General features: G+C 69.2%; 18 protein-coding genes. 11 read left to right on the forward strand and 7 right to left on the reverse strand.

Annotated elements, in window-relative coordinates; genetic code table 11:
- The first annotated feature begins 245 nt into the window (after positions 1 to 245).
- From FJ887_RS14335 to FJ887_RS14345, 3 genes are all read left to right on the forward strand, one after another.
- Positions 246 to 1,592, forward strand: a complete 1,347-nt coding sequence (locus FJ887_RS14335) for a hemolysin family protein (RefSeq protein ID WP_140955727.1) — start codon at positions 246 to 248, stop codon at positions 1,590 to 1,592.
- Positions 1,589 to 2,632 carry a CNNM domain-containing protein gene (locus FJ887_RS14340; protein ID WP_349290514.1) on the forward strand — a complete coding sequence of 348 codons (1,044 nt, stop codon included), beginning with the start codon at positions 1,589 to 1,591 and terminating at the stop codon, positions 2,630 to 2,632. Before FJ887_RS14335 ends, FJ887_RS14340 begins: the two co-directional genes overlap by 4 nt.
- 197 nt (positions 2,633 to 2,829) lie before the next feature.
- A complete protein-coding gene (locus FJ887_RS14345; RefSeq protein WP_137825096.1) occupies positions 2,830 to 3,192 on the forward strand; it encodes a helix-turn-helix domain-containing protein in 363 nt (120 codons plus the stop codon).
- Positions 3,193 to 3,266: 74 nt separating this feature from the next.
- On the opposite strand, the gene FJ887_RS14350 is transcribed toward FJ887_RS14345, so the two are convergent.
- Both FJ887_RS14350 and FJ887_RS14355 read right to left on the reverse strand, forming a co-directional pair.
- Positions 3,267 to 3,848: a ClpP family protease gene (locus FJ887_RS14350; protein ID WP_137825097.1), complete on the reverse strand. Its 582-nt coding sequence runs from the start codon at positions 3,846 to 3,848 to the stop codon at positions 3,267 to 3,269.
- Positions 3,848 to 4,507, reverse strand: a complete 660-nt coding sequence (locus FJ887_RS14355) for a ClpP family protease (protein WP_137825098.1) — start codon at positions 4,505 to 4,507, stop codon at positions 3,848 to 3,850. Before FJ887_RS14355 ends, FJ887_RS14350 begins: the two co-directional genes overlap by 1 nt.
- 81 nt (positions 4,508 to 4,588) lie before the next feature.
- On the opposite strand from FJ887_RS14355, the gene FJ887_RS14360 reads away from it, so the two are divergent.
- The 3 genes from FJ887_RS14360 to FJ887_RS14370 all read left to right on the forward strand — a co-directional run bounded on the left by FJ887_RS14360 (position 4,589) and on the right by FJ887_RS14370 (position 7,045).
- Entirely contained in the window at positions 4,589 to 4,936 is a 348-nt protein-coding gene (locus tag FJ887_RS14360; protein ID WP_250786256.1) for a hypothetical protein, read from the forward strand.
- 227 nt (positions 4,937 to 5,163) lie between these two features.
- Positions 5,164 to 5,949 (forward strand): YidC/Oxa1 family membrane protein insertase, encoded by a 786-nt coding sequence (locus tag FJ887_RS14365; RefSeq protein WP_137825100.1) that lies wholly within the window; start codon positions 5,164 to 5,166, stop codon positions 5,947 to 5,949.
- A gap of 76 nt (positions 5,950 to 6,025) precedes the next feature.
- The gene (locus tag FJ887_RS14370) at positions 6,026 to 7,045 is read left to right on the forward strand and encodes a DUF4073 domain-containing protein (RefSeq protein WP_137825101.1); all 1,020 of its coding nucleotides are present in this window, start codon (positions 6,026 to 6,028) and stop codon (positions 7,043 to 7,045) included.
- Between the two features lie 160 nt (positions 7,046 to 7,205).
- Here the strand turns inward: FJ887_RS14370 and FJ887_RS14375 are convergent, their stop codons facing one another.
- Complete coding sequence (locus FJ887_RS14375; RefSeq protein WP_137825102.1) at positions 7,206 to 9,752, reverse strand: ATP-dependent Clp protease ATP-binding subunit; 2,547 nt, start codon at positions 9,750 to 9,752, stop codon at positions 7,206 to 7,208.
- Between the two features lie 149 nt (positions 9,753 to 9,901).
- Positions 9,902 to 10,372, reverse strand: a complete 471-nt coding sequence (locus FJ887_RS14380; RefSeq protein WP_137825103.1) for a DUF4188 domain-containing protein — start codon at positions 10,370 to 10,372, stop codon at positions 9,902 to 9,904.
- 123 nt (positions 10,373 to 10,495) lie between these two features.
- Between FJ887_RS14380 and FJ887_RS14385 the strand changes: the two genes are divergently transcribed.
- Positions 10,496 to 11,191 carry a MerR family transcriptional regulator gene (locus FJ887_RS14385; RefSeq protein WP_137825104.1) on the forward strand — a complete coding sequence of 232 codons (696 nt, stop codon included), beginning with the start codon at positions 10,496 to 10,498 and terminating at the stop codon, positions 11,189 to 11,191.
- A gap of 39 nt (positions 11,192 to 11,230) precedes the next feature.
- On the opposite strand, the gene FJ887_RS14390 is transcribed toward FJ887_RS14385, so the two are convergent.
- From FJ887_RS14390 to FJ887_RS14400, 3 genes are all read right to left on the reverse strand, one after another.
- Complete coding sequence (locus FJ887_RS14390) at positions 11,231 to 12,016, reverse strand: DUF3152 domain-containing protein (RefSeq protein WP_249356708.1); 786 nt, start codon at positions 12,014 to 12,016, stop codon at positions 11,231 to 11,233.
- Positions 12,017 to 12,099: 83 nt separating this feature from the next.
- Positions 12,100 to 12,762 (reverse strand): VOC family protein, encoded by a 663-nt coding sequence (locus FJ887_RS14395; RefSeq protein WP_137825105.1) that lies wholly within the window; start codon positions 12,760 to 12,762, stop codon positions 12,100 to 12,102.
- The gene (locus FJ887_RS14400; protein ID WP_137825106.1) at positions 12,750 to 13,445 is read right to left on the reverse strand and encodes a VOC family protein; all 696 of its coding nucleotides are present in this window, start codon (positions 13,443 to 13,445) and stop codon (positions 12,750 to 12,752) included. The genes FJ887_RS14395 and FJ887_RS14400 overlap by 13 nt, the downstream gene beginning before the upstream one ends.
- 225 nt (positions 13,446 to 13,670) lie before the next feature.
- On the opposite strand from FJ887_RS14400, the gene FJ887_RS14405 reads away from it, so the two are divergent.
- From FJ887_RS14405 to FJ887_RS14420, 4 genes are read left to right on the forward strand one after another with little or no spacing between them, the layout of a single operon-like run.
- Positions 13,671 to 15,386: a TIGR04028 family ABC transporter substrate-binding protein gene (locus FJ887_RS14405; protein ID WP_137825107.1), complete on the forward strand. Its 1,716-nt coding sequence runs from the start codon at positions 13,671 to 13,673 to the stop codon at positions 15,384 to 15,386.
- Positions 15,387 to 15,388: 2 nt separating this feature from the next.
- Positions 15,389 to 16,525, forward strand: a complete 1,137-nt coding sequence (locus FJ887_RS14410; protein WP_249356709.1) for an ABC transporter permease — start codon at positions 15,389 to 15,391, stop codon at positions 16,523 to 16,525.
- Complete coding sequence (locus FJ887_RS14415) at positions 16,522 to 17,448, forward strand: ABC transporter permease (protein WP_137825109.1); 927 nt, start codon at positions 16,522 to 16,524, stop codon at positions 17,446 to 17,448. Before FJ887_RS14410 ends, FJ887_RS14415 begins: the two co-directional genes overlap by 4 nt.
- Positions 17,445 to 19,361, forward strand: coding sequence for a dipeptide ABC transporter ATP-binding protein (locus FJ887_RS14420; RefSeq protein ID WP_140955726.1), 1,917 nt, complete (start codon positions 17,445 to 17,447; stop codon positions 19,359 to 19,361). Before FJ887_RS14415 ends, FJ887_RS14420 begins: the two co-directional genes overlap by 4 nt.
- Positions 19,362 to 19,366 lie beyond the last annotated feature (5 nt).

Genomic DNA, 19,366 nt, shown 5'->3' on the forward strand with positions numbered 1-19,366 from the left:
TCGACAGTGGTGGACCGCGACGCGGTCCGTGTGCTTGACAAGGACAGCCTAACTTAAGTTTTCAAGAGAATTGAAACCCCGGCCGTCATCGACTCAGCTTTTTGCCAGCTGACACCCGGATAATCGTGCTCAGCCGTTGCCACAGTCTCTTTCGGAAGGAACATGGACGACTATCGAAGTCCCGGCTGGGACATCACTTCGCACCACACTCGACAACTTCATCCTGCAGAGGCAGGTGGCCGACGATGACCTGGCTGCTCTCTCTGCTCATCGGCCTCATCGTCGTTCTCCTCATCACGGTGGCCACCGGCTACTTCGTGGCCCAGGAGTTCGCCTACATGGCCGTCGACCGCTCCCGCCTCGCGGCCAGATCCGCTGGAGGCGATCGCGCCGCTGATCGCGCGCTGGGCATCACTCGCCGCACCTCCTTCATGCTCTCGGGCGCACAGCTCGGCATCACCGTGACGGGTCTGCTCGTCGGCTACGTCGCCGAGCCGCTCATCGGCACCGCTGTCGGCGAGGCCCTCGGCGGCACCCCGATCCCGACCGGCACCGGCGTCCTCATCGGCACCGTGCTCGCGCTCGTCGTCTCGACGATCATCCAGATGCTCTTCGGCGAGCTCTTCCCGAAGAACCTTGCGATCGCCCGCCCCGAAGCCCTGGCGCTGTGGCTGGCCCGCTCGACCTCGATCTATCTGGCGATCTTCGGGTGGCTCATCAAGATCTTCGACGCCTCCTCGAACGCCCTGCTCAAGGTGCTCGGGATCGAACCCGTCCACGACGTCGATCACGCCGTCAACCGGCGCGACCTCAAGCACATCGTGGCGGAGTCGCGGGAGAGCGGCGACCTCGTCGACGAGGACTCCCTCGTCCTCGACCGCATCCTCGACTTCCCGCAGCAGACCGTCGACCATGCGGTCGTGCCCCGCTCCCGTGTCGACGTCATCGACGAGGGCACCCCGCTGCGCGAGATCCGTGCGCTCATGCAGACCGGGCACTCCCGCTATCCGGTGCTCTCCGACGAGGACGAGGTGATCGGCACGATCGACCTCCTCGACGTCATCGCCGCCGACCCGGACGACGCGGACCTCGCGTCGCTGATGAAGGATCCCGTGTTCGTGCCCGAGTCGCTGCCGCTGCCCGACGCCGTCCGGGTGCTCACCGACAACCACGCCCAGATGGCGTGCGTCGTCGACGAGTTCGGCGGCTTCGCCGGCGTCATCACGATGGAGGACCTCGGCGAGGAGATCGTCGGCGACATCGTCGATGAGCACGACGCCGTCGTCGAGGAGATCGTCGAGATCGTGCCCGGCCGCTGGTCGGCGCCCGGCGTCATCCCGCTCGACGAGGTGGAACGGGCCCTGCAGCGCGAGCTGCCGGAGACGAGTGCGCAGACCCTGTCCGGTCTCGTCGTCGAACATGCCAAGGGCTTCCCGGAGGTCGGAGACCGCTTCGAGATCCCCCTGCCGATCGATCCCGGTGATCTCGCCGGTGCCGAACCCCCGGTCGCCGAGGTGCTCGCCGCCGAAGTCGTGGAGGTCGATTCGCACGTGCCCTCCCGCCTGACCGTGACCATCGAGGAGGCGTCATGATGAGCAACCCGTGGGTCGTTGCGGCCCTGACCATCCTCATCATCGGGCTCAGCGCGTTCTTCGTCGCCGTCGAGTTCGCCCTCATCGCGGCAAAGCGCCACAGGCTCGAGGATGCCGCCCCGACGAGCCGTTCGGCCAGGGCTGCTCTGCGCAGCTCGACCGAGCTCTCGGTGCTGCTCGCCGGCTCCCAGCTCGGCATCACGGCCTGCACCCTGGCCCTCGGTGCGATCACGAAGCCCGCCGTCCACTACTGGATCACCCCGATCGCCGAGGCGGCCGGCCTGCCCCTGTGGCTCGCCGACGTCATCGGGTTCGTCCTCGCGCTCGTCATCGTCACGTTCCTCCACCTCGTCGTCGGTGAGATGGCGCCGAAGTCGTGGGCCGTGGCCCACCCGGAGCGGTCGGCGATCATGCTCGCACTGCCGATGCGGGCGTTCATGTTCGTCACCCGGCCGCTGCTCATCGCGCTCAACAACGCGGCGAACTGGTGTCTCAAGCGCGTCGGCGTCGAACCCGTCGACGAGGTCGACCAGACCCACAACCCGGACGATCTGCGGCAGCTGCTCCAGCATTCGGCGCAGGCCGGGACCCTCGAGAAGGACGATTCGGACTCCCTGCTCAGCGCTCTGGCGCTGTCGAAGCTCACGCTCGACGACCTCGTCGCCGGGCACGGGGCACCGACGGTCGTCGGTCCCGGAGCCACCGCCGGGGACGTGCGCAGCGCCTCGCACGAGAAGCGGCACCGCCGCATCCTCGTGCGATCGGAGGAGAACGGACCCCCGACCCACATGGTCCACGTGCGCGACGTCCTCATGCTCGACGACGCCGATCCCGTCACCGAGGCGCTGCGCCCGGTCACCGTGCTGCCGGGCACGATGACCGTCATCCAGGCGTTCGCCGTGATGAAGGAGGAGGGCTCGCAGCTCGCCCTCGTCGAGCGCGCCGACGGTTCGCTCGGTGTCGTCACCGCCACCGACGTGCTCCGCTACCTGCTCTCCGCGGGCGCCGACTCGACCGTCGCTGATGCGCCGACGAAGTGAGCCGGGCTCGACGAAACGAGTCGGCCGTGGTGCCGTGAGTCGGCCGCGGTGACGTGAGCTGAGTGGTGGATTCCGCTCGAGATCGACGTGATTGTCGAGCGGAATCCACCTCGGGGCGCCTCCCGCGATCCCGCCCCGGTCGTCTGCTCACAGCGGAAAGCCTCGCGAGCGGTCGATCGTCGGCCTAGGCTCACAGCATGGACGACCATCGCGCCCCCGTGACCCCGCCCCGGCTCTGGCGTGAGACCCTCGGCCGCGTGCTGCGGGTGCGGCGCACAGAGCTCGCGCTCACCCTCGCCGCCGTCTCGAAGCTGTCGGGAGTCTCCACGCAGTATCTCTCCGAGATCGAACGCGGCCTCAAGGATCCGTCCTCGGAGGTCATCGAGGCGATCGCCGCCGTCCTCGGCCTCTCCCTCCCTCAGGTACTCGTGCTCGCTGCCGCCGATCTCCAGGCCGGCTCGCTCCAGCTCGCCCGCCTCACCCTCGCCCAGACTCCCACGCGTCACGCTCCCGCACCCGCGCGCAGCTCCGGCCAGGCGCAGCTCTCACTCGCAGCCTGAGGTCGTGAATCACGGCGAACCTCCAGCACGCCGACCCCGCCCCGCGACCAACCTGCACGGCCCGCCGCGCCCCCTCACACGATCTGGTCGACGATCCCGAACGCCTTCGCCGCGGTCGCGTCGAGGACGAGGTCACGGTCGAGATCGGCGTGGATCTGCTCGGGGCTGCGCCCAGTGTCGGCGGCGAGCATGGCCTCGACCTCCCGGCGCTGCCGCACGATCTCGTCGGCGGCGACGATGAGGTCGGGGATCGTCCCCCGCGCCCCGTCCGCGTGCGGCTGGCGCAGGACGACCCGGGCGTGGGCGAGCATCGACCGCTGCCCCGCCTCTCCTCCGGCGAGCAGCACCGCGGCGTCGGCGACCGCCTGCCCGACGCACGTCGTCGCGACCGGCGCGGACACGTGCGACATCGCGTCATAGACCGCCGTCATCGCGGTGAGCGAACCGCCCGGTGAGTTGATGTAGAGATGGATCGGCAGCTCCTGACTGGCCGCCTCGAGGTGGAGGAGCTGAGCGATGACGGTGTTGGCGACGCCGTCGTCGATCGGCACGCCGAGGTAGATGATCCGATTGCCGAGCAGGTGCGAGTAGACGTCGACGATCTTCTCGGAGTTCCCCGACCGGTCGACGACATGGGGGATCGTGTACTGGCTCATCACCGGACCCCGTCCGCTGCGAGTCCGCGCGTGCGCCCTGGTCCCAGCGGCGCGAAGAGCTCGGACGAGGCGGACACGACCCGGTCGATGAACCCGTACTCGACGGCCGCCTCGGCGGAGAACCATTTGTCGCGCAGGGAATCATGGAACACCTGGTCGAAGGTCTGCCCGGTCGCCTCGCTGATGCGGGTGAGGACGGAATCGCGGACGTCGCGCAGGTCCCCGCCCTGGAGTTCGATGTCGGCGGCCGCACCCCCGATCCCCGCCGACCCCTGGTGGAGGAGGATCTTCGCGTGCGGGAGCGCCAGGCGCTTGCCGGGCGTGCCCATCGTGAGGATGAACTGCCCCGCCGAGGCGGCCCACCCGAACGCGATCGTCACGACATCGTTCGGCACGGCGGCGATGACATCAGCGATCGCGTGCATCATCGGCACCGACCCGCCCGGGGAGTTGATCCAGAGGAAGATGTCGGCGCTCGGGTCCTCGGCCGAGAGGAGGATGAGGCGGGAGGCGATCTCCATGCCGTTGTCGTCGCGCAGTTCGCCGTTGAAGACGACCGAGCGATGGGCGAAGAGCATGCGCTGGGATTCGGGGACGGGGGTCACGGTGGGGACGTCGTCGTTCTCGTCCCAGACCGGTGGAGCGGTGAGTGTGAACATGTCCCCACGATGACAGCGCCGAGGCGGTCGCCGACAAGGATTCTGCCGGGAGCGGATCGTGCCTGCCGTGGGCAGACGCGCATGCTATCGTCGACAGCGCAGGAACTGATGTGGGAGGCGGGTGCGATGCTGAGTCTGTGGATGGCGATCCAGCTCATCGTCGTCGTGCTCAGCGCCGATGTCGACGCGGTGCTTCCGCAGTCGCCGGCGCATCTCCTCGTCCTCGTCCTCCTCGGAGCCGCGTTCCTCACTCCCGTCGGGGTGTGGGCGGCGAGTGCGCTCGTGCGCGTGCTCTCCCTGGCCCCGCACGGTCCGTGGACGCGCCGTGAGCCCTCGGCGGTCCGCGACTTCCGCATGCCGGCCGAGCCCGGCACCCCGGGCACCGTGATGGCCAGAGCGCCGTCCTTCGTCGTCTCAGCCCACGCCTGAACGACGGATGCTCTGACGGGACGGCCCTGCCAGCGTTGCCCTGTTGGCACGGCCCCGTTGCCCCACCTCGGCGCTGTCTCCTACTCCCGCCTCCGCGCGGGAGGGCAGCAGATCCATTCCTCGTTCAGGTGACGACCCCACCCCTGTGCCCGAGCACTGTCGCAGTGCTCGTGCACGCCGCGTGAGCTCGGTTCCGTGCCCACGCGGACGAACGAAGGACACCGTCTGTGAACATCTACGAATTCCCACCCATCAAACTCCTCGTCTCCGGCGCGTACTGGCTCGTCACCGCGCTCAGCGATCTCCTCGCCCCACTCGCCGGTGAGAGCAGTGCGGCGATCGCCGTCATCGTCCTCACCCTCGCCGTGCGCACCCTCCTCATCCCCGTCGGCCTCTCCCAGGTCAGGGCCGGCATCACGCGCAAGCGCCTGGCCCCGAAGATCGCCGAGCTGCAGAAGCGGCACAAGGGCAACCAGCAGGTCATGCAGGAGAAGCTCATGGAGCTCTACCGGGAGGAGAACGCCTCACCGTTCGCCGGCTGCCTGCCGGTGCTCCTGCAGATTCCCGTGCTCATGGCCGTCTACGGCCTCTTCGTCCAGCCGACGATCGGCGGTCAGGCCAACGAGCTGCTCGGGCACACGCTCTTCGGGATTCCGCTGAGCTCGAGTCTCGTCGGACTCATCGGCGCAGGCGAGCTCACCTGGGTCGCGGGCGTGCTCTATGCCGGGCTCATCGTCGCGATCGCCGTCGTCGCCGCGCTCTCCCGCCATCTGCTCATGCCGCAGCCGACCGCCTCGGCGACCGACTCCGCGAACCAGCTGCCCGGCGGGGTCGACCTGTCGGGGATGACGCGGATGCTCAGCTTCATGCCGTTCCTCACCGCCGTCTTCGCCGCGTTCGTGCCGCTCGCCGCGACCCTCTACCTCATGACGACGACCGCGTGGACACTCGTCGAGCGGATCACCATCAACCGCGCCCTCGGCGTCGACCACACGGGCGCCCCACGTGAATAGAAGCTGAACCGGAGGGTTCAGCAACGGTCAACCTGCCGGACAGCTGGGCTCCGTCGGGTCAACCTATCCTGTCGCCATGGTCAATCGACGCACACTCATCACGAGGGCCGGGATCGGTGCCCTCGGGGCCTCGCTCGGCGCGTCCCTCGGCGCCGTTCCGGCGGCCGCGAAGCCCAACGGCAAAGGACAGGGCAACAGCACAACGTTCAACGTCATCTCCGACATCCAGGGCGATCTCAACGATCTCGGGGTCGCCCTCGACGATATGGCGACGACCAATCCGGGCAGTGCCGGACTCGCGATCGCCGGAGACATCACGCCGCGCGGATACGACTTCGAATACGCCGATGTGCAGAAGCGCATGGACAAGCACTCCCACCCGGACACGGTGGCGTGGGCGATCGGCAATCACGAGTTCTACGTGCCGAAGTACAAGGATCCGAACACGCTGTCTCAGGACACGTGGCCCAACGGCGTCGTCGAAGACTCGCTGTTCAAGAGCTTCTACAACTTCGCCGGACGCAACTCGATCTTCGAGGAGTTCAGCTTCGGCGGGATTCCCGTCCTCGCGATCGGCACGGAACGCTACATGCGGTACCACGACGAGAAGCTCTGGGACGAAGTGTGGATGAGCGACGCCCAGTTCAACTGGCTCGACGATCGGCTGAAGTATTGGAACCAGCGCAGCAAGCCGATCATGATCATCACTCACCATCCGCTGCCGAACACGGTCTCAGGGACGAGGAACTCCCTCTACCTGTCCGACTATCTGCAGTCCGATCGCCTTCTCGACGTGCTCGGTCCGTACCGGAACGTCTTCCTGTTCTCCGGACACACGCACTGGGACCTCGACCTCTCCGACTGGTACACCCGCCGGGTCGTCGCCTCCTCGGGCAACCTCCAGGGGTTCAATGTCTTCAACACGGGAGCGATCGAGACCGGTTACACCGACAACGGCAAGGGCGGCGAGCAGACGGTCGCCGGTGGGTTCAATCAGGGGCTGCAGGTCGAGGTGACGAACAAGACCGTGACGGTGCGGGCTCGCGACTTCGGGAAGAAGGCGTGGCTCAAGGAGATCACGGTCCCCCTCGACTGACCGGGTGCCGCGCCCCACGGTCCCAGCCAGCGCCCTCAAGGCCCTGCTCAAGGCCTGCGCAGACACAACAACGCGGTGATCCGACATATACGCTGTTAGCAGAGGGCGTATATGTCGGATCACCGCGTCGAAGAGGGCGGCGCCCCGCGCCGGCGGCCGGTCAGGCCGCCAGCGGAGCCGCCTCGGTGCGAGGAGTCACCGTGAGCTGTCCGTCGACGACGGTGACGTCGACGGTGCCGCCTTCGGCGACGGCTTCGGTGACGAGGATGTCGGCGATCCGGTCATCGAGCTCGCGCTGGATGACGCGGCGCAGCGGACGCGCACCGAACTCGGGCTCGTAGCCCGCCTCGGCGAGCCAGTCCATGGCGTCCCCGGACACCTCGAGCGCGATGCCCTGCCGCGAGAGCCGATCGATCGACTGCTCGAGCTGGAGCCCGACGATCTCCCGCAGCTGCACCCGATCGAGCCGGGTGAACATCACGGTGTCGTCGATCCGGTTGAGGAACTCCGGCCGCATGACCTCCTTGAGCCGACCCATGACCTTCGCCTTGAGGTCCCGCTCGGTCACCGTGGCGTCAGCCGAGGTGAAGCCCAGCGGCGTCGACGCTCCGATGAACTCGGAACCGAGGTTGGACGTCATGATGATGACGGTGTTGCGGAAGTCGACCGTGCGTCCCTGACCATCGGTGAGCCGACCGTCGTCGAGAACCTGGAGGAGCAGGTTGAACGCGTCCGGGTGCGCCTTCTCGACCTCGTCGAGGAGGATGACCGAGTACGGACGGCGCCTGACCTGCTCGGTGAGCTGACCGGCCTCGTCGTAGCCGACGTACCCGGGAGGGGCGCCGACGAGACGGGACACGGTGTGCCGCTCCCCGAACTCGCTCATGTCGAACCGGATCATCGCCGACTCGTCGTCGAACAGCGTCGACGCGAGCGCCTTCGCCAGCTCCGTCTTGCCCACGCCGGTGGGGCCGAGGAAGAGGAAGCTGCCGATCGGGCGTGCCGGATCGCCCATCCCGGTCTGCGACCGGCGGATGGCCTTCGACACTGCGGACACGGCGTCGTCCTGACCGACCACGCGAGCGTGGAGCATGTCCTCGAGTCCCGCGAGCCGGATCTTCGTCTCCTGCGTCATCGACGAGGCCGGGATCCCGGTGGCCCGGGAGACGACCTGGGCGATCTGCTCGGCGTCGACGACGCCGTCCTCCCCGTCATTCGCCGAGGCGGTCCTCGAGCTGAGGATCTCCTCGAGCCGATCGGTGAGGTGGGAGATCTCGTCGCGGATCTCGCCGGCCCGCTCGAAGTTCTCGGCCGCTATCGCCGAGTTCTTCTCCGCCTCGAGCTCGCCGAGCTCGGAGCGCATCGCGGCCGTGTCGACGACGGGACCCCGCTTGAGCGAGAGCCTGGCGCCGGCCTGGTCGATGAGGTCGATGGCCTTGTCCGGCAGGTACCGGTCGGTGATGTAGCGGTGCGAGAGCTCGACGGCGGCGCGGATCGCCTCGGCGTCGTAGGTGACACCGTGGTGCTCGGCGTACCGATCGGCGAGTCCGGCGAGGATCGTCACCGCGTCCTCGATGTTCGGTTCGCCGACCATGACCGGCTGGAAACGGCGAGCGAGCGCCGAATCCTTCTCGATCGTGCGGAACTCACGCAGCGTCGTCGCGCCGAGGAGGTGGAGATCCCCTCGGGCCAGGCGCGGCTTGAGGATGTTGCCGGCGTCCATCGAATTCGATTCGCCGCTGCCGCCGGCCCCCACGAGGGTGTGGAGCTCGTCGACGAAGACGATCGTGTCGCCGTCCTCGGCGATCTCGTCGAGCGTCTTCGTCAGACGCTCTTCGAAGTCACCGCGGTAGCGGGTGCCAGCGAGCATGCCGGGCAGGTCGAGGGCGATGACCCGCTTGCCGAGAAGCTGCGCGGGGATGTCACCGGATTCGATGGCCTGTGCCAGTCCTTCGGCGATCGCCGTCTTGCCGACGCCGGCCTCGCCGATGAGCACGGGGTTGTTCTTCGTCCGGCGGGCGAGGATCTCGATGGTCTCCTCGATCTCCGTGGCGCGGCCGATGACGGGGTCGAGCCGGCCTTCGGCGGCGAGCGCCGTGAGATCGGTGCCGAACTTCTCGAGCATCGACTCCCCCTCACCGGACTCGGGAGACCCGCCCTGCGTCTGCTTGGCCTCAGCCGCCTGGGCGCCGGCCTGCAGGGTTGCCTGCGTGACCCCGGCCTGGGCGAGGATCCGCCCGGCGGGCATCTCCTGGTTGAGGACGAAGGCGAAGAAGAGGTGTTCGGGGTCGATGTAGGTCGAGCCGAACGCACGGGCGACCTGGTAGGCGTCGAGCAGCGACTTCTGGGCGGCGCCGGTCAGTGTCGGGGCGCCGTCGGTCTCGCGTGCCTCGGCGGATTCGGGCAGGCGCTCGTCGATGGCCCGGGCGATCGCCTCGGGGTCCGCGCCGACCTGGCGCAGGGACGCCGAGCCGTGCTCGGACTCGACCATCACGCGCAGCAGGTGGAGGGCGTCGACCTCCTCCTGCCCGCGACGGCGGGAGTACTCGGCAGCGCCATCGACGACTTCGCGCGTGCGCTTGGACAGCAAACGATTGATGTCGACGGAACGGCCCTGCCGTGGTGTGTTCTGACCCTGCAGGTAGCGGGCGAGGAACTCGTCGAAAGAGCCTTCGCCACCACTGGAAGGTCCGAAGAAGTTAGCCAAAACGGTCTCCTTTGGAAGTTGAGCCAGGGTGACTCATGTACGTCTGTTTGACTCAATCAACGAGAATCCTCCCGGGGTTATTCCCCGCCCCTCCCCGGCGTGACGGACGTCTCGATTACCCACGGGAACCAAAGCTCTGACCAGGGGTTTCACCGGTCGCGGCGAGCCTGCCGGTCGGCCGCGCGATGGCTGCGACCGGTGACCGGCCGGGATCCGACCACCTCGGCGAGGCCGATCGGAGGCATGCCCACGTAGATCGACTCCGCGCCGGCCACCGGGTAGGTCTCATGCCACACGCCGACGGCCCGCGGCGCATTCCGCGCGCGGCGGTTGAACGCCGACCATGCGGGCCGATGGGACGACTGCGGATCGGAGGCGTACGCATAGAGCTTCTCGAGCGAACTCCAGTACTGCACCGTCCACGGACCGCGCGGGTCGGCGATCAACTGGAATCCGAGCAGTCCGGAGTCGGGGTCCTGCGAGAGTTCGCGGAGCATCGGGGGCATCGCGCGGAACACGGGCAGCCAGAGATCGGGGCGCCACCACTGGCGGATGCGCATGCCGATGTGGAAGACGACGAGCTCGTCGTCATAGTCATGGGTGAGTCGAGTCGTCGTCATCGTGAACTCCTGAGCTATTGGATACTTTCACTCTCCAATTTTGGATAGTTATACTTTCCAATGTCAAGGGGTCGAAGGCCCGAATCATTCGGAAGAAGAATCGGACGAGAGAAGGAGGACTCTGTGCGGATCTCCGAGCTGTCACGGCGCAGCGACGTGCCGGTGGCGACGATCAAGTACTACCTGCGGGAGGGACTGCTGGCGGCCGGCGAGCGGACGTCGGCGACGCAGGCGGTCTACTCCGAGGCGCACGTCGACCGTCTCGAGCTCATCCGCGCCCTCCTCGGCCCGGCCCGACTGAGCATCGAGGCGGCCAGACGCGTGCTCGGCGTCATCGACGACCCGCCGGAGACGTTCTCCGAGGTGCTCGGCGCGGCACAGCACGCGACGATGCCCGCGGAGTCCCACCGTCCGACCGGCTCGTCCCGTGAGACAGACTCATCCCGTCAGACTGGTTCGTCCCGTCAGACACGCTCGTCCCGTCAGGGGCCTGAGGGAACCGCCACCGAGGCGGCCCTCGACCTCATCGCCGAACTCGGGTGGACGATCGACCCCGACAGCGTCGAAGTCGACCAGCTCGCCACGGCGCTGCGGGCTCTCGATGCGGCGGGCATCGACCTCATCGACGGCGGCCTCGCCCGCTACGGGCGCACCATCCACGACCTCGCCGAGGCGGAGGTCGACACCGTGCCCACCGCCGAGATCGACAGCGCCGTCCGGCAGGCCGTGCTCGGCACACTGCTCCTCGAGCCGGTGCTCCTGGCTCTGCGCCGCCTCGCCCAACAGGACGTCGCGATCAGACGGTTCAGGGAGGGGTGACCGCGACTCCCCACTCGCTGTCGATCACGGCCAAACCCACTACCCCTGCGACGGCCAGCCGTTGGGCGTGCAGCCCGACAGACCTTTCGTCTGCTGCTGCATGAGCGGGGCGGTCTCCCCCGAACCCGGGCACGATTCGTGGCCGTGACCGAGCGCGTGCCCGACCTCGTGGTTGATGAGGTACTGCCGGTACTGCGTGATGTCGTCGAACTCCGGGGTCGCGCTCACCCAGCGCTTGGCGTTGAGGATGACGTTCGGGCCGTTGCGGCACGAGAGCTTCCCGAGCGTCTTGAGCGGCAGGCACATCTCATCGACGGTGTTCGGGCTCGCGATGCTGATCATCGCGTCCTGCCCCGAATCGACGAGTTCGATCGACACGTCGTCGATGTCCTGCCAGCCGCGCTCGTCCTGGAGGGTCGCGATGATGAAGTCGGACGCGCCGTCGACGTCGATGGGCAGATTGTCCTCGACGCGGACGGCGACCGCGAACGCCTTGCCGCCCTGGCGATTGGGCCCGACCTCACCGGCCGGGCGCGCCCATTTCCCACTGCCCTGCATCTCGATGTCGCCTTCCGTCACGCCGACGGCACCGGCCGAATCCCCGCCGGGTCCCGTGGCCGTCGGTCCCGGGAGATCGGCCGGATCGGTCACCGACGGGGCCGCGATCGTCTCGACCGCCTGCGGCGTCGGCCGGGTCTCGTCGGCCTCCTCGGGCGCGCATGCGCTCATCGCCGTGAGCAGGACAGCGACGACCATCGCCGAGGCGGCGCGACCGATCCGTGCAGCGCGCGGTCTGCGGCCGGTGGGGGTGAGGGGCGGAATCACACCTGCGAGTCTAGCCGCGGGTCCCCCGTCTCCGCCCGATCGCGCAGTGATCGGAGACGTCGCGGTGACGTGGGACCACGCGCTCAGAACCTCAGCTCCACGCCGGGCCCGCGCAGCCGCGCCCGCAGACGACGCTCGGGCCCGGCGACCACCTCGGTGTCACCGGTGCCGAGGACCTCGAGCAGCGCCCGCGTCGCACCGACGTCGGGCGACTCGACGACGAACTCGAGGAGGTCGAGCGAGGGCAGAGCCGCCTCGGCGGGATGGATCGAGTCACCCCAGTCGATGAGGAACGGCTGGATCCCCTCCTGCGGGAGCGGGGACCGGGTCGTCAGCTGCCAGGCGAGGAGGTTGCCCTCGGCGGTCTCGCGTGACATGTCCCTGACCTCGCCGACGTCGATGCCCGCGGCGCGCGCGGCGGCGAGCGTCGCGGCCATCGCCGGCGGGTGGATCGCCCACGTGCGCAGGGTCGGGACGGTCGCGAGATGCGCGTCGAGCGGCAGCGTGCCGTCGGCCGGAGCCTCCTGCTCGGGATCGGGTCCGAGGATCTCGAGATACGTGTGCGCCCCGCCCGTCCAGCCGACCGGCGCCAGCCCGATGAGGAAGTTCGCGGTCCCGCGCCCCGGATGTCGACCGCCGGGCACGGCCCGCACTCCGGTGGCCCGTTCGATCTCCGCGACCGCCGCGGGCAGGTCGGGGACGGTGACGACGAGGTGGTCGAGGTGGGCGGGGATCAGAGCAGCCATGTGCCACCGGGTCCTTCCAGTCGGGCGTGGAGAGCATCGGCCTCCCCCGCTTCGACCTCGATTCTCGCATCGAGGGCAGCGAGCACGGCGCGGGTGTCCGCGAGCTGAGGACTCGTCGCCCAGAACTGGGCGAGGGCGACGGTCGGCAGCGCCCGGCTCGCCGGGTGCGGGGAGTCCAGCCAGTCGATGAGGAAGGGCTGGATCCCGCCGAGCGCGAGCGGAGTCCGTCGCGTCAGCCGCCACCGCAGCGTCTCACCGTCCGGTGTCCGGCGGGACATGTCGACGACCGCGCCGAGGTCGACGGGCGGATCCGTCGCCTCCGCGGCGACCGCGACGGCCCGGTCGAATCCCCGCGGGTGGATCGCCCACCGCTGCACGAACGGTGCGGTGACTCCCGCGAGAGCCGAGGGCAGGGCGGGTGCCGTCGGGTCCGGTGCCGTCGGGTCCGCGTCGGCAGCAGGATCGGGGCTCTGCTCGGGGTCGGGCCCGAGGAGCTCGAGGTAGCTGCGCGCGGCCCGGGTCCCGGCGATGTCGAGGCCGAGGAGCGCGTTCGCGGTGCCGCGCCCGGGGTGGACACCGCCCATCACGGGCCTCACTCCCAGAACAGCCTCACATTGCTCAACACTTTGCACGAGATCCGGGACGGCGATGACGAGGTGATCGAAGGTCGCAGGCAGAAGCATGTCTCAATGTTAAGCCACGAATTGACAGCCGTGACGGGGATGGGATTGACTTCAGGGCATGGAGACGACCACCTGGGGCGCGCCGTGTCGAATGCCGATGTGCGCCGACGCGGAATCGATTCACCGCGTCGATTGTTGAGCTAAACAGCTCGTGCCTGGCCGCGGTGCCCGCTCTCGCCGCAGCCCCGTTGAAACCGTCCCACCTGCTCGAAGGATCCCACCACCATGACGGACCTCCGTCCCCCGCACCGCGCGACCGGTGTGCCTGGCGCCCGCCTCGGCGCAACCACCCGGCGCAGCGTGCTCGGCGTCGGCCTCGGCCTCGGGGCGCTCGCCGCACTGAGCGCCTGCACCCCGACCGACACCGATCCGCTCACCGACGGTCCGCCCGTGAACGGCGGGGTGCTCACGTACTTCGAGCCGCAGACGTGGACGCTCCTCTACCCGCCGTCCGTCGGGTTCTACCCCAACGGCGGGATCATGAACAACATCTCCGCCCGCCTGCTCTGGCAGGATCCCGAGACTCTCGAGCTCTTCCCGTGGCTGGCGACCGCACTGCCGGAGATCAGCGCCGACGCCACACAGTTCACGTTCACCCTGCGGCAGGGCGTCACGTACTCCGACGGGTCGCCGCTGACGGCGGCGAACGTCGCGAAGAACTTCGACCTCTTCGGCCGCGGCGACGAATCGCGCACCCTGCCGGTGTCCGAGCAGATCTCGAACTACGACCGCGCCGAGGTCCTCGACGACCGTCGCGTGCGCTTCCACTTCACCGCCCCCTCCCCCGGCTTCGCGCAGGCGACGTCGACGATGAACGCCGGCCTCCTCGCCGATTCCACCCTCGACCTCGACGCCGAGGGCTTCGGACCGGGAAGTGCGACGAAGATCCACACGGCCGGCCCCTTCCGCATCACCGCCGAGACGATCGGGACGAAGCTCTCCATCCGCGCCCGGGAGGACTACGACTGGGCGCCGCCGCACCTCGAGCACCAGGGACGGCCGTACCTCGACGGCATCGACTACCTCGTCAACAATGAATACTCGGTGCGCATCGGCGCGGTGCTCTCCGGTCAGGCCGACGGCGTCCGCGACGTCCAGGCCCCCGACGAACCGCGCGTGACCGAGCAGGGGCTGCGCCTCTATGCGAAGGCGACGAACGGGATCAACAACAGCATCAACTTCCGCTTCCGCCACCCGCTGCTCGCCGACATCCGCGTCCGGCGGGCCCTCATCGCAGCGATCGACCGCCAGGAGATCGTCGACAAGCTCTTCACCCCGAACTACCCGCTCGCCACGGGACTGCTCGCGCAGGGCGCGATGGGCTACACGGACCAGACCGGAGCCTGGGTCTACGACCCCGCCGCCGCGAACCGCCTCCTCGACGAGGCGGGCTGGGCCGAGCGCGGAGCCGGCGGCTACCGCGTCAAGGACGGACAGGTCCTCGCACTCACCGTCAACACGGCGCTGCCGCAGCCGCGGTCGAACGAGGTGCAGACGCTCGTCCAGCAGCAGCTGCGCCGCGTCGGGGTGCGCCTGTCGATCAATCCCGGCGACCAGGCGAAGCAGACGCTCGACGCCCTCGACCTCGACTCGATCCAGATCTACCACTCGATGGTCGCCCGGGCCGACTACGACAACCTGCGATCGAACTACGCCTCGGTCAATCGGGACGTCTTCCTCAACGCCGTCGGCCGTGACGACGCCGCGGACGATACCGTCGACCCGGAGATCGACCGCCTCCTCGACGCCCTGGCCTCCGAACCGGAGACCGAGCGTCGCCAGGCCGCCGCCGAGGCGGTCCAGACCTACCTCGTCGACCAGGCCTACGTCCTCCCGTTCTTCGAGGAGCCGCAGGTCTTCGCCTTCCGCCGCCGCGTCCGCGGCTTCACCACCGAACCCGTGGGCCGCCCCGACTTCTACAGCACCTGGATTGCGAGCTGATGATGATCGACGTGAGATATCTCTGGCTGCGGCTCGGGCAGGCCGTCCTCGTCCTGCTCCTTGCCTTCACCGCGGCGTTCGTCCTCCTCTCCGTCATCCCCGGGGACGGGGTGACCGCCCGCTTCGCCGATCCCGCACTCGGGCTCTCCGCCGACCAGGTCGCGGCGATCCGCGCGGAGACCGGGGCGGACGAACCGCTGCTCACCCGCTACCTCATCACTCTCGGCGGGTTCCTCACCGGGAACTTCGGCTTCTCCGTGCAGACGGGAGCCGCCGTGTCGACGATCGTCGCGGCCGCCCTGCCCTCGACGCTCGCACTCGCCGTCTCCGGCTTCCTCACCGCGGTCGTCCTCGGCGTGCTCATCGCGGTGTTCGCGACCTTCGGCCCGACGACCGGCCCCCGGGCGTGGGTGCGCCGGGTCCTCGACTCCGTGCCGAGCCTCTTCATCTCGATCCCCGTGTTCTGGCTGGGGATCCTCCTCATCCAGGTGTTCTCGTTCCAGCTCGGCCTCGTCTCCGTCGTCTCCCCCGGCCCCGCCGAGGCGCTCGTCCTCCCCACGCTCACCGTCGCCGTCCCGCTGTCGGCCCCGATCGCGCAGGTCCTCATCCGCTCGATCACCGAGGTCAAGGCCGCGGGCTTCGTCAAGGTGACGGCCGCGAAGGGGGCCTCCGAGCTGTGGATCCTCGTCCACGCCGTCGCCCGCAACGCACTGCTGCCGGGGCTGACGATCGTCGGTCTGATCTTCGGCGAACTCGTCGCCGGTGCCGTCGTCACGGAGACCGTGTTCGGCCGCAACGGCATCGGCCAGATCACCGCGCAGGCGGTGACGAACCGGGACAATCCGATCCTGCTCGCCGTCGTCGTCCTCGCCACGCTCGGCTACGTCGTCATCAACCTCATCGTCGACCTCCTCTACCCCGTCGTCGACGTCCGCCTCCGACGCGGCCGGACAGCCGCCTCGGCGCGGGGGCTGCGGAGACCATCGCAGGCGGCATCGCAGGCAGCACCGCAGACGATGACACGACAACGGACACCCGACGACCGGACGAAGCAGGCCCTGGCGGCGAGCGCGAGCAGCGTCGGCGTCGACCTGGACTGGGGTACTGACGATCACGGAACACGGAAGGCGAGGCCATGAGCTTCATCTCGAGTCTCACCCGCACGAGCCTCAACCGACCGACCGGTGACGGCGCCGGTCCTGACGGCACCGGACCCGACCGGTCCCGCAGCACGCGGCTCCGGAACAGTCGGTTCCGGACTGCGGGCACGGTCATCGGGCCGGCGACCGCGGTCTCGGCCCTCGTGCTCCTCATCGCCGTCGCCTGGGCGCTCGTGCCCGGTCTCTTCACGCAGTACGACCCCAACGACGGCGGGGACACCGCCGCCCTGCTCGCGCCGAGCGCCGACCACTGGTTCGGCACCGATCAGACGGGCCGCGACGTCTTCGCCCGAGTCGTCTACGGCGCCTCCCAGTCGCTGCTGGCGGCCCTCATCGCCGTCGGCGTCGGGCTCATCGTCGGCACCGGGATCGGGCTCATCGCCGGCACACGCCGCGGCTGGGTCGATGACGTGCTCATGCGCGCCGTCGACGTCCTCCTCTCGATCCCCGCGATCCTGCTCAGCCTCTCGATCGTCATCGTCCTCGGCTTCGGCACGATCAACGCGGCGATCGCGGTCGGCGTCACCGCGATCGCGCAGTTCGCGCGTCTGACGAGGTCGGAGGCGGTGCGGATCAACACGAGTGACTACGTCGCCGCGGCCTACGGGTCCGGCGGCACGTACTGGTCGGTGCTCGGGCGCCACATCCTCCCGAACTCGATCTCCCCGGTCCTCACGCTCGCCGTCCTCCAGATCGGCTCGGCGATCCTCCAGATCTCGACGCTCGGCTTCCTCGGCTACGGCACCCCGCCGCCGACCCCGGAATGGGGTCTCATCATCGCCGAGGGCCGCAACTTCGTCGCCACCGCCTGGTGGCTGACGGTCCTGCCCGGCCTCGTCGTCATGGCCGTCGTGCTCGCCACCCACCAGATCGGCACCACCCTGCGAAAGGTCACCTCATGACCCTCTCGACCGCTCCCGCTGCGGCCTTGCCGGCTCCCGCCGGAACCGCTGCGCTGCTCGCCGTCCGCGGCCTCACCGTCGACTACTCCCGCCGAAGCGGTCCCGCCGATCCCGCGGTCGACGGCGTCGATCTCGTCGTCCTTCCCGGTGAGACGACGGCGGTCGTCGGCGAGTCCGGGTCGGGCAAATCGACGACGGCGAACGCCGTCCTCGGACTCCTCCCGGAGACCGCGCGGGTGACCTCAGGAGGGATCCGCCTCGGCGACATCGATCTCACGACGCTGTCCCGGCAGGGCTGGCGCGGGGTGCGCGGGGCGCAGATCGGGTATGTGCCGCAGGACCCCGGGAACTCACTCAACCCGCTGCAGACCGTGGGGACCTCCGTCGCCGAGGCGCTGCGCATCCACAAGCGGGCAGACCGCCGTGCCGCCCGCGCCCAGGTCATCGACCTCCTCGAGCGTGTCGGCATCGACCGGCCCATGATGCGCGCCGATCAGTATCCGCACGAGCTCTCCGGGGGCATGCGCCAGCGGGTGCTCATCGCGGCGGCGATCGCGCTGCGGCCCCGGCTGCTCATCGCCGACGAACCGACCTCGGCGCTCGATGTCACGGTGCAGAAGCGCATCCTCGACCTCCTCGACGAGCTGCGCGCGGAGACGGGCATGGGTGTCCTCCTCATCACCCACGATCTCGCGGTCGCCGGTGAGCGGGCCGACGAGGTCGTCGTCATGCGCGCAGGCCGCGTCGTCGAGACCGGCACGGCTGCCGACCTCTTCTCCCGCCCCGCGGCCGACTACACCGCCCGACTCCTCGCCGACGCCCCTGCGCTGCAGGCACGGACCGGACTCCGGGACCGGGTGGCCCGCGCTGTCGGTGAGCCTGGGGATGCCGGTGCGGTTGTGGGCGCGGATGCGGATGCGGATGCCGACACGAGCACGGGAGGCGAGAGCCCCTTCGTCGCGGTCGAGGGACTCACACAGATCTACGCCCGCGGGGACGACGCTCCTGGGGAGAACGGGGCTGCTGTGGAGAACGGGTCTGCTGGTGAGAGCGGGAGTGCCGGGGAGAGCGGGACTGCCGGCCGCCTCGGCGAGGTCATCGGGGTCGAGGACGTCTCGCTCACGGTCGCGCGCGGGACGACGCACGGCATCGTCGGGGAGTCCGGGTCGGGGAAGACGACGACGGGCCGGGCGCTCGCCGGGTTCCTCACTCCGCAGGCCGGGACGGTGCGGATCGGGCAGATCGATGCCGCTGACCTCGGCGTCGGCCGGGACCGCCGGGCGAATCTGCGGAGCCTGCGGCGGACCGTCCAGCTCGTCCACCAGAACCCGTACTCGGCGCTCGACCCGCAGCAGTCGATCGGGGCGATCCTCACCGAGCCGCTGCGGAACTTCCGGATCGGAACCCGGGCCGAGCGCGGTGCACGCGTTGCCGCGATGCTCGAGCGGGTCGCACTGCCGTCGTCGTTCCTCGATCGGCGGCCGCGGGAGCTCTCGGGCGGGCAGCTGCAGCGCGTCGCGATCGCCCGTGCGCTCATCGCCGGACCCGAGCTCGTCGTCCTCGACGAGGCGGTCTCCGCCCTCGACGTCACGGTGCAGGCGCAGATCCTCGACCTCCTCGGACAGCTGCAGACCGAGCTGGGACTGACGTACGTCTTCATCTCACACGACCTCTCAATCGTGCGCCAGATCGCTGATACCGTGTCGGTCATGTCGCGCGGACACCTCGTCGAGAGCGGTCGGACGGAGGACCTCTTCACCCGACCGCAGACCGCCTACACGCGCTCGCTCCTCGACGCGATCCCTCGACCGCTGGGCGTGCCGACCCCTGCCGCCGCAACGTCCACTGCACCGGTCACTGCAGCGTCCACTGCGCCGGTCACTGCACCGGCCACCGCCACGACAGAAAGCTGAGACAC

This window comes from Brevibacterium sp. XM4083 (genome assembly GCF_006489205.2).
Classification (GTDB): Bacteria; Actinomycetota; Actinomycetes; order Actinomycetales; family Brevibacteriaceae; genus Brevibacterium.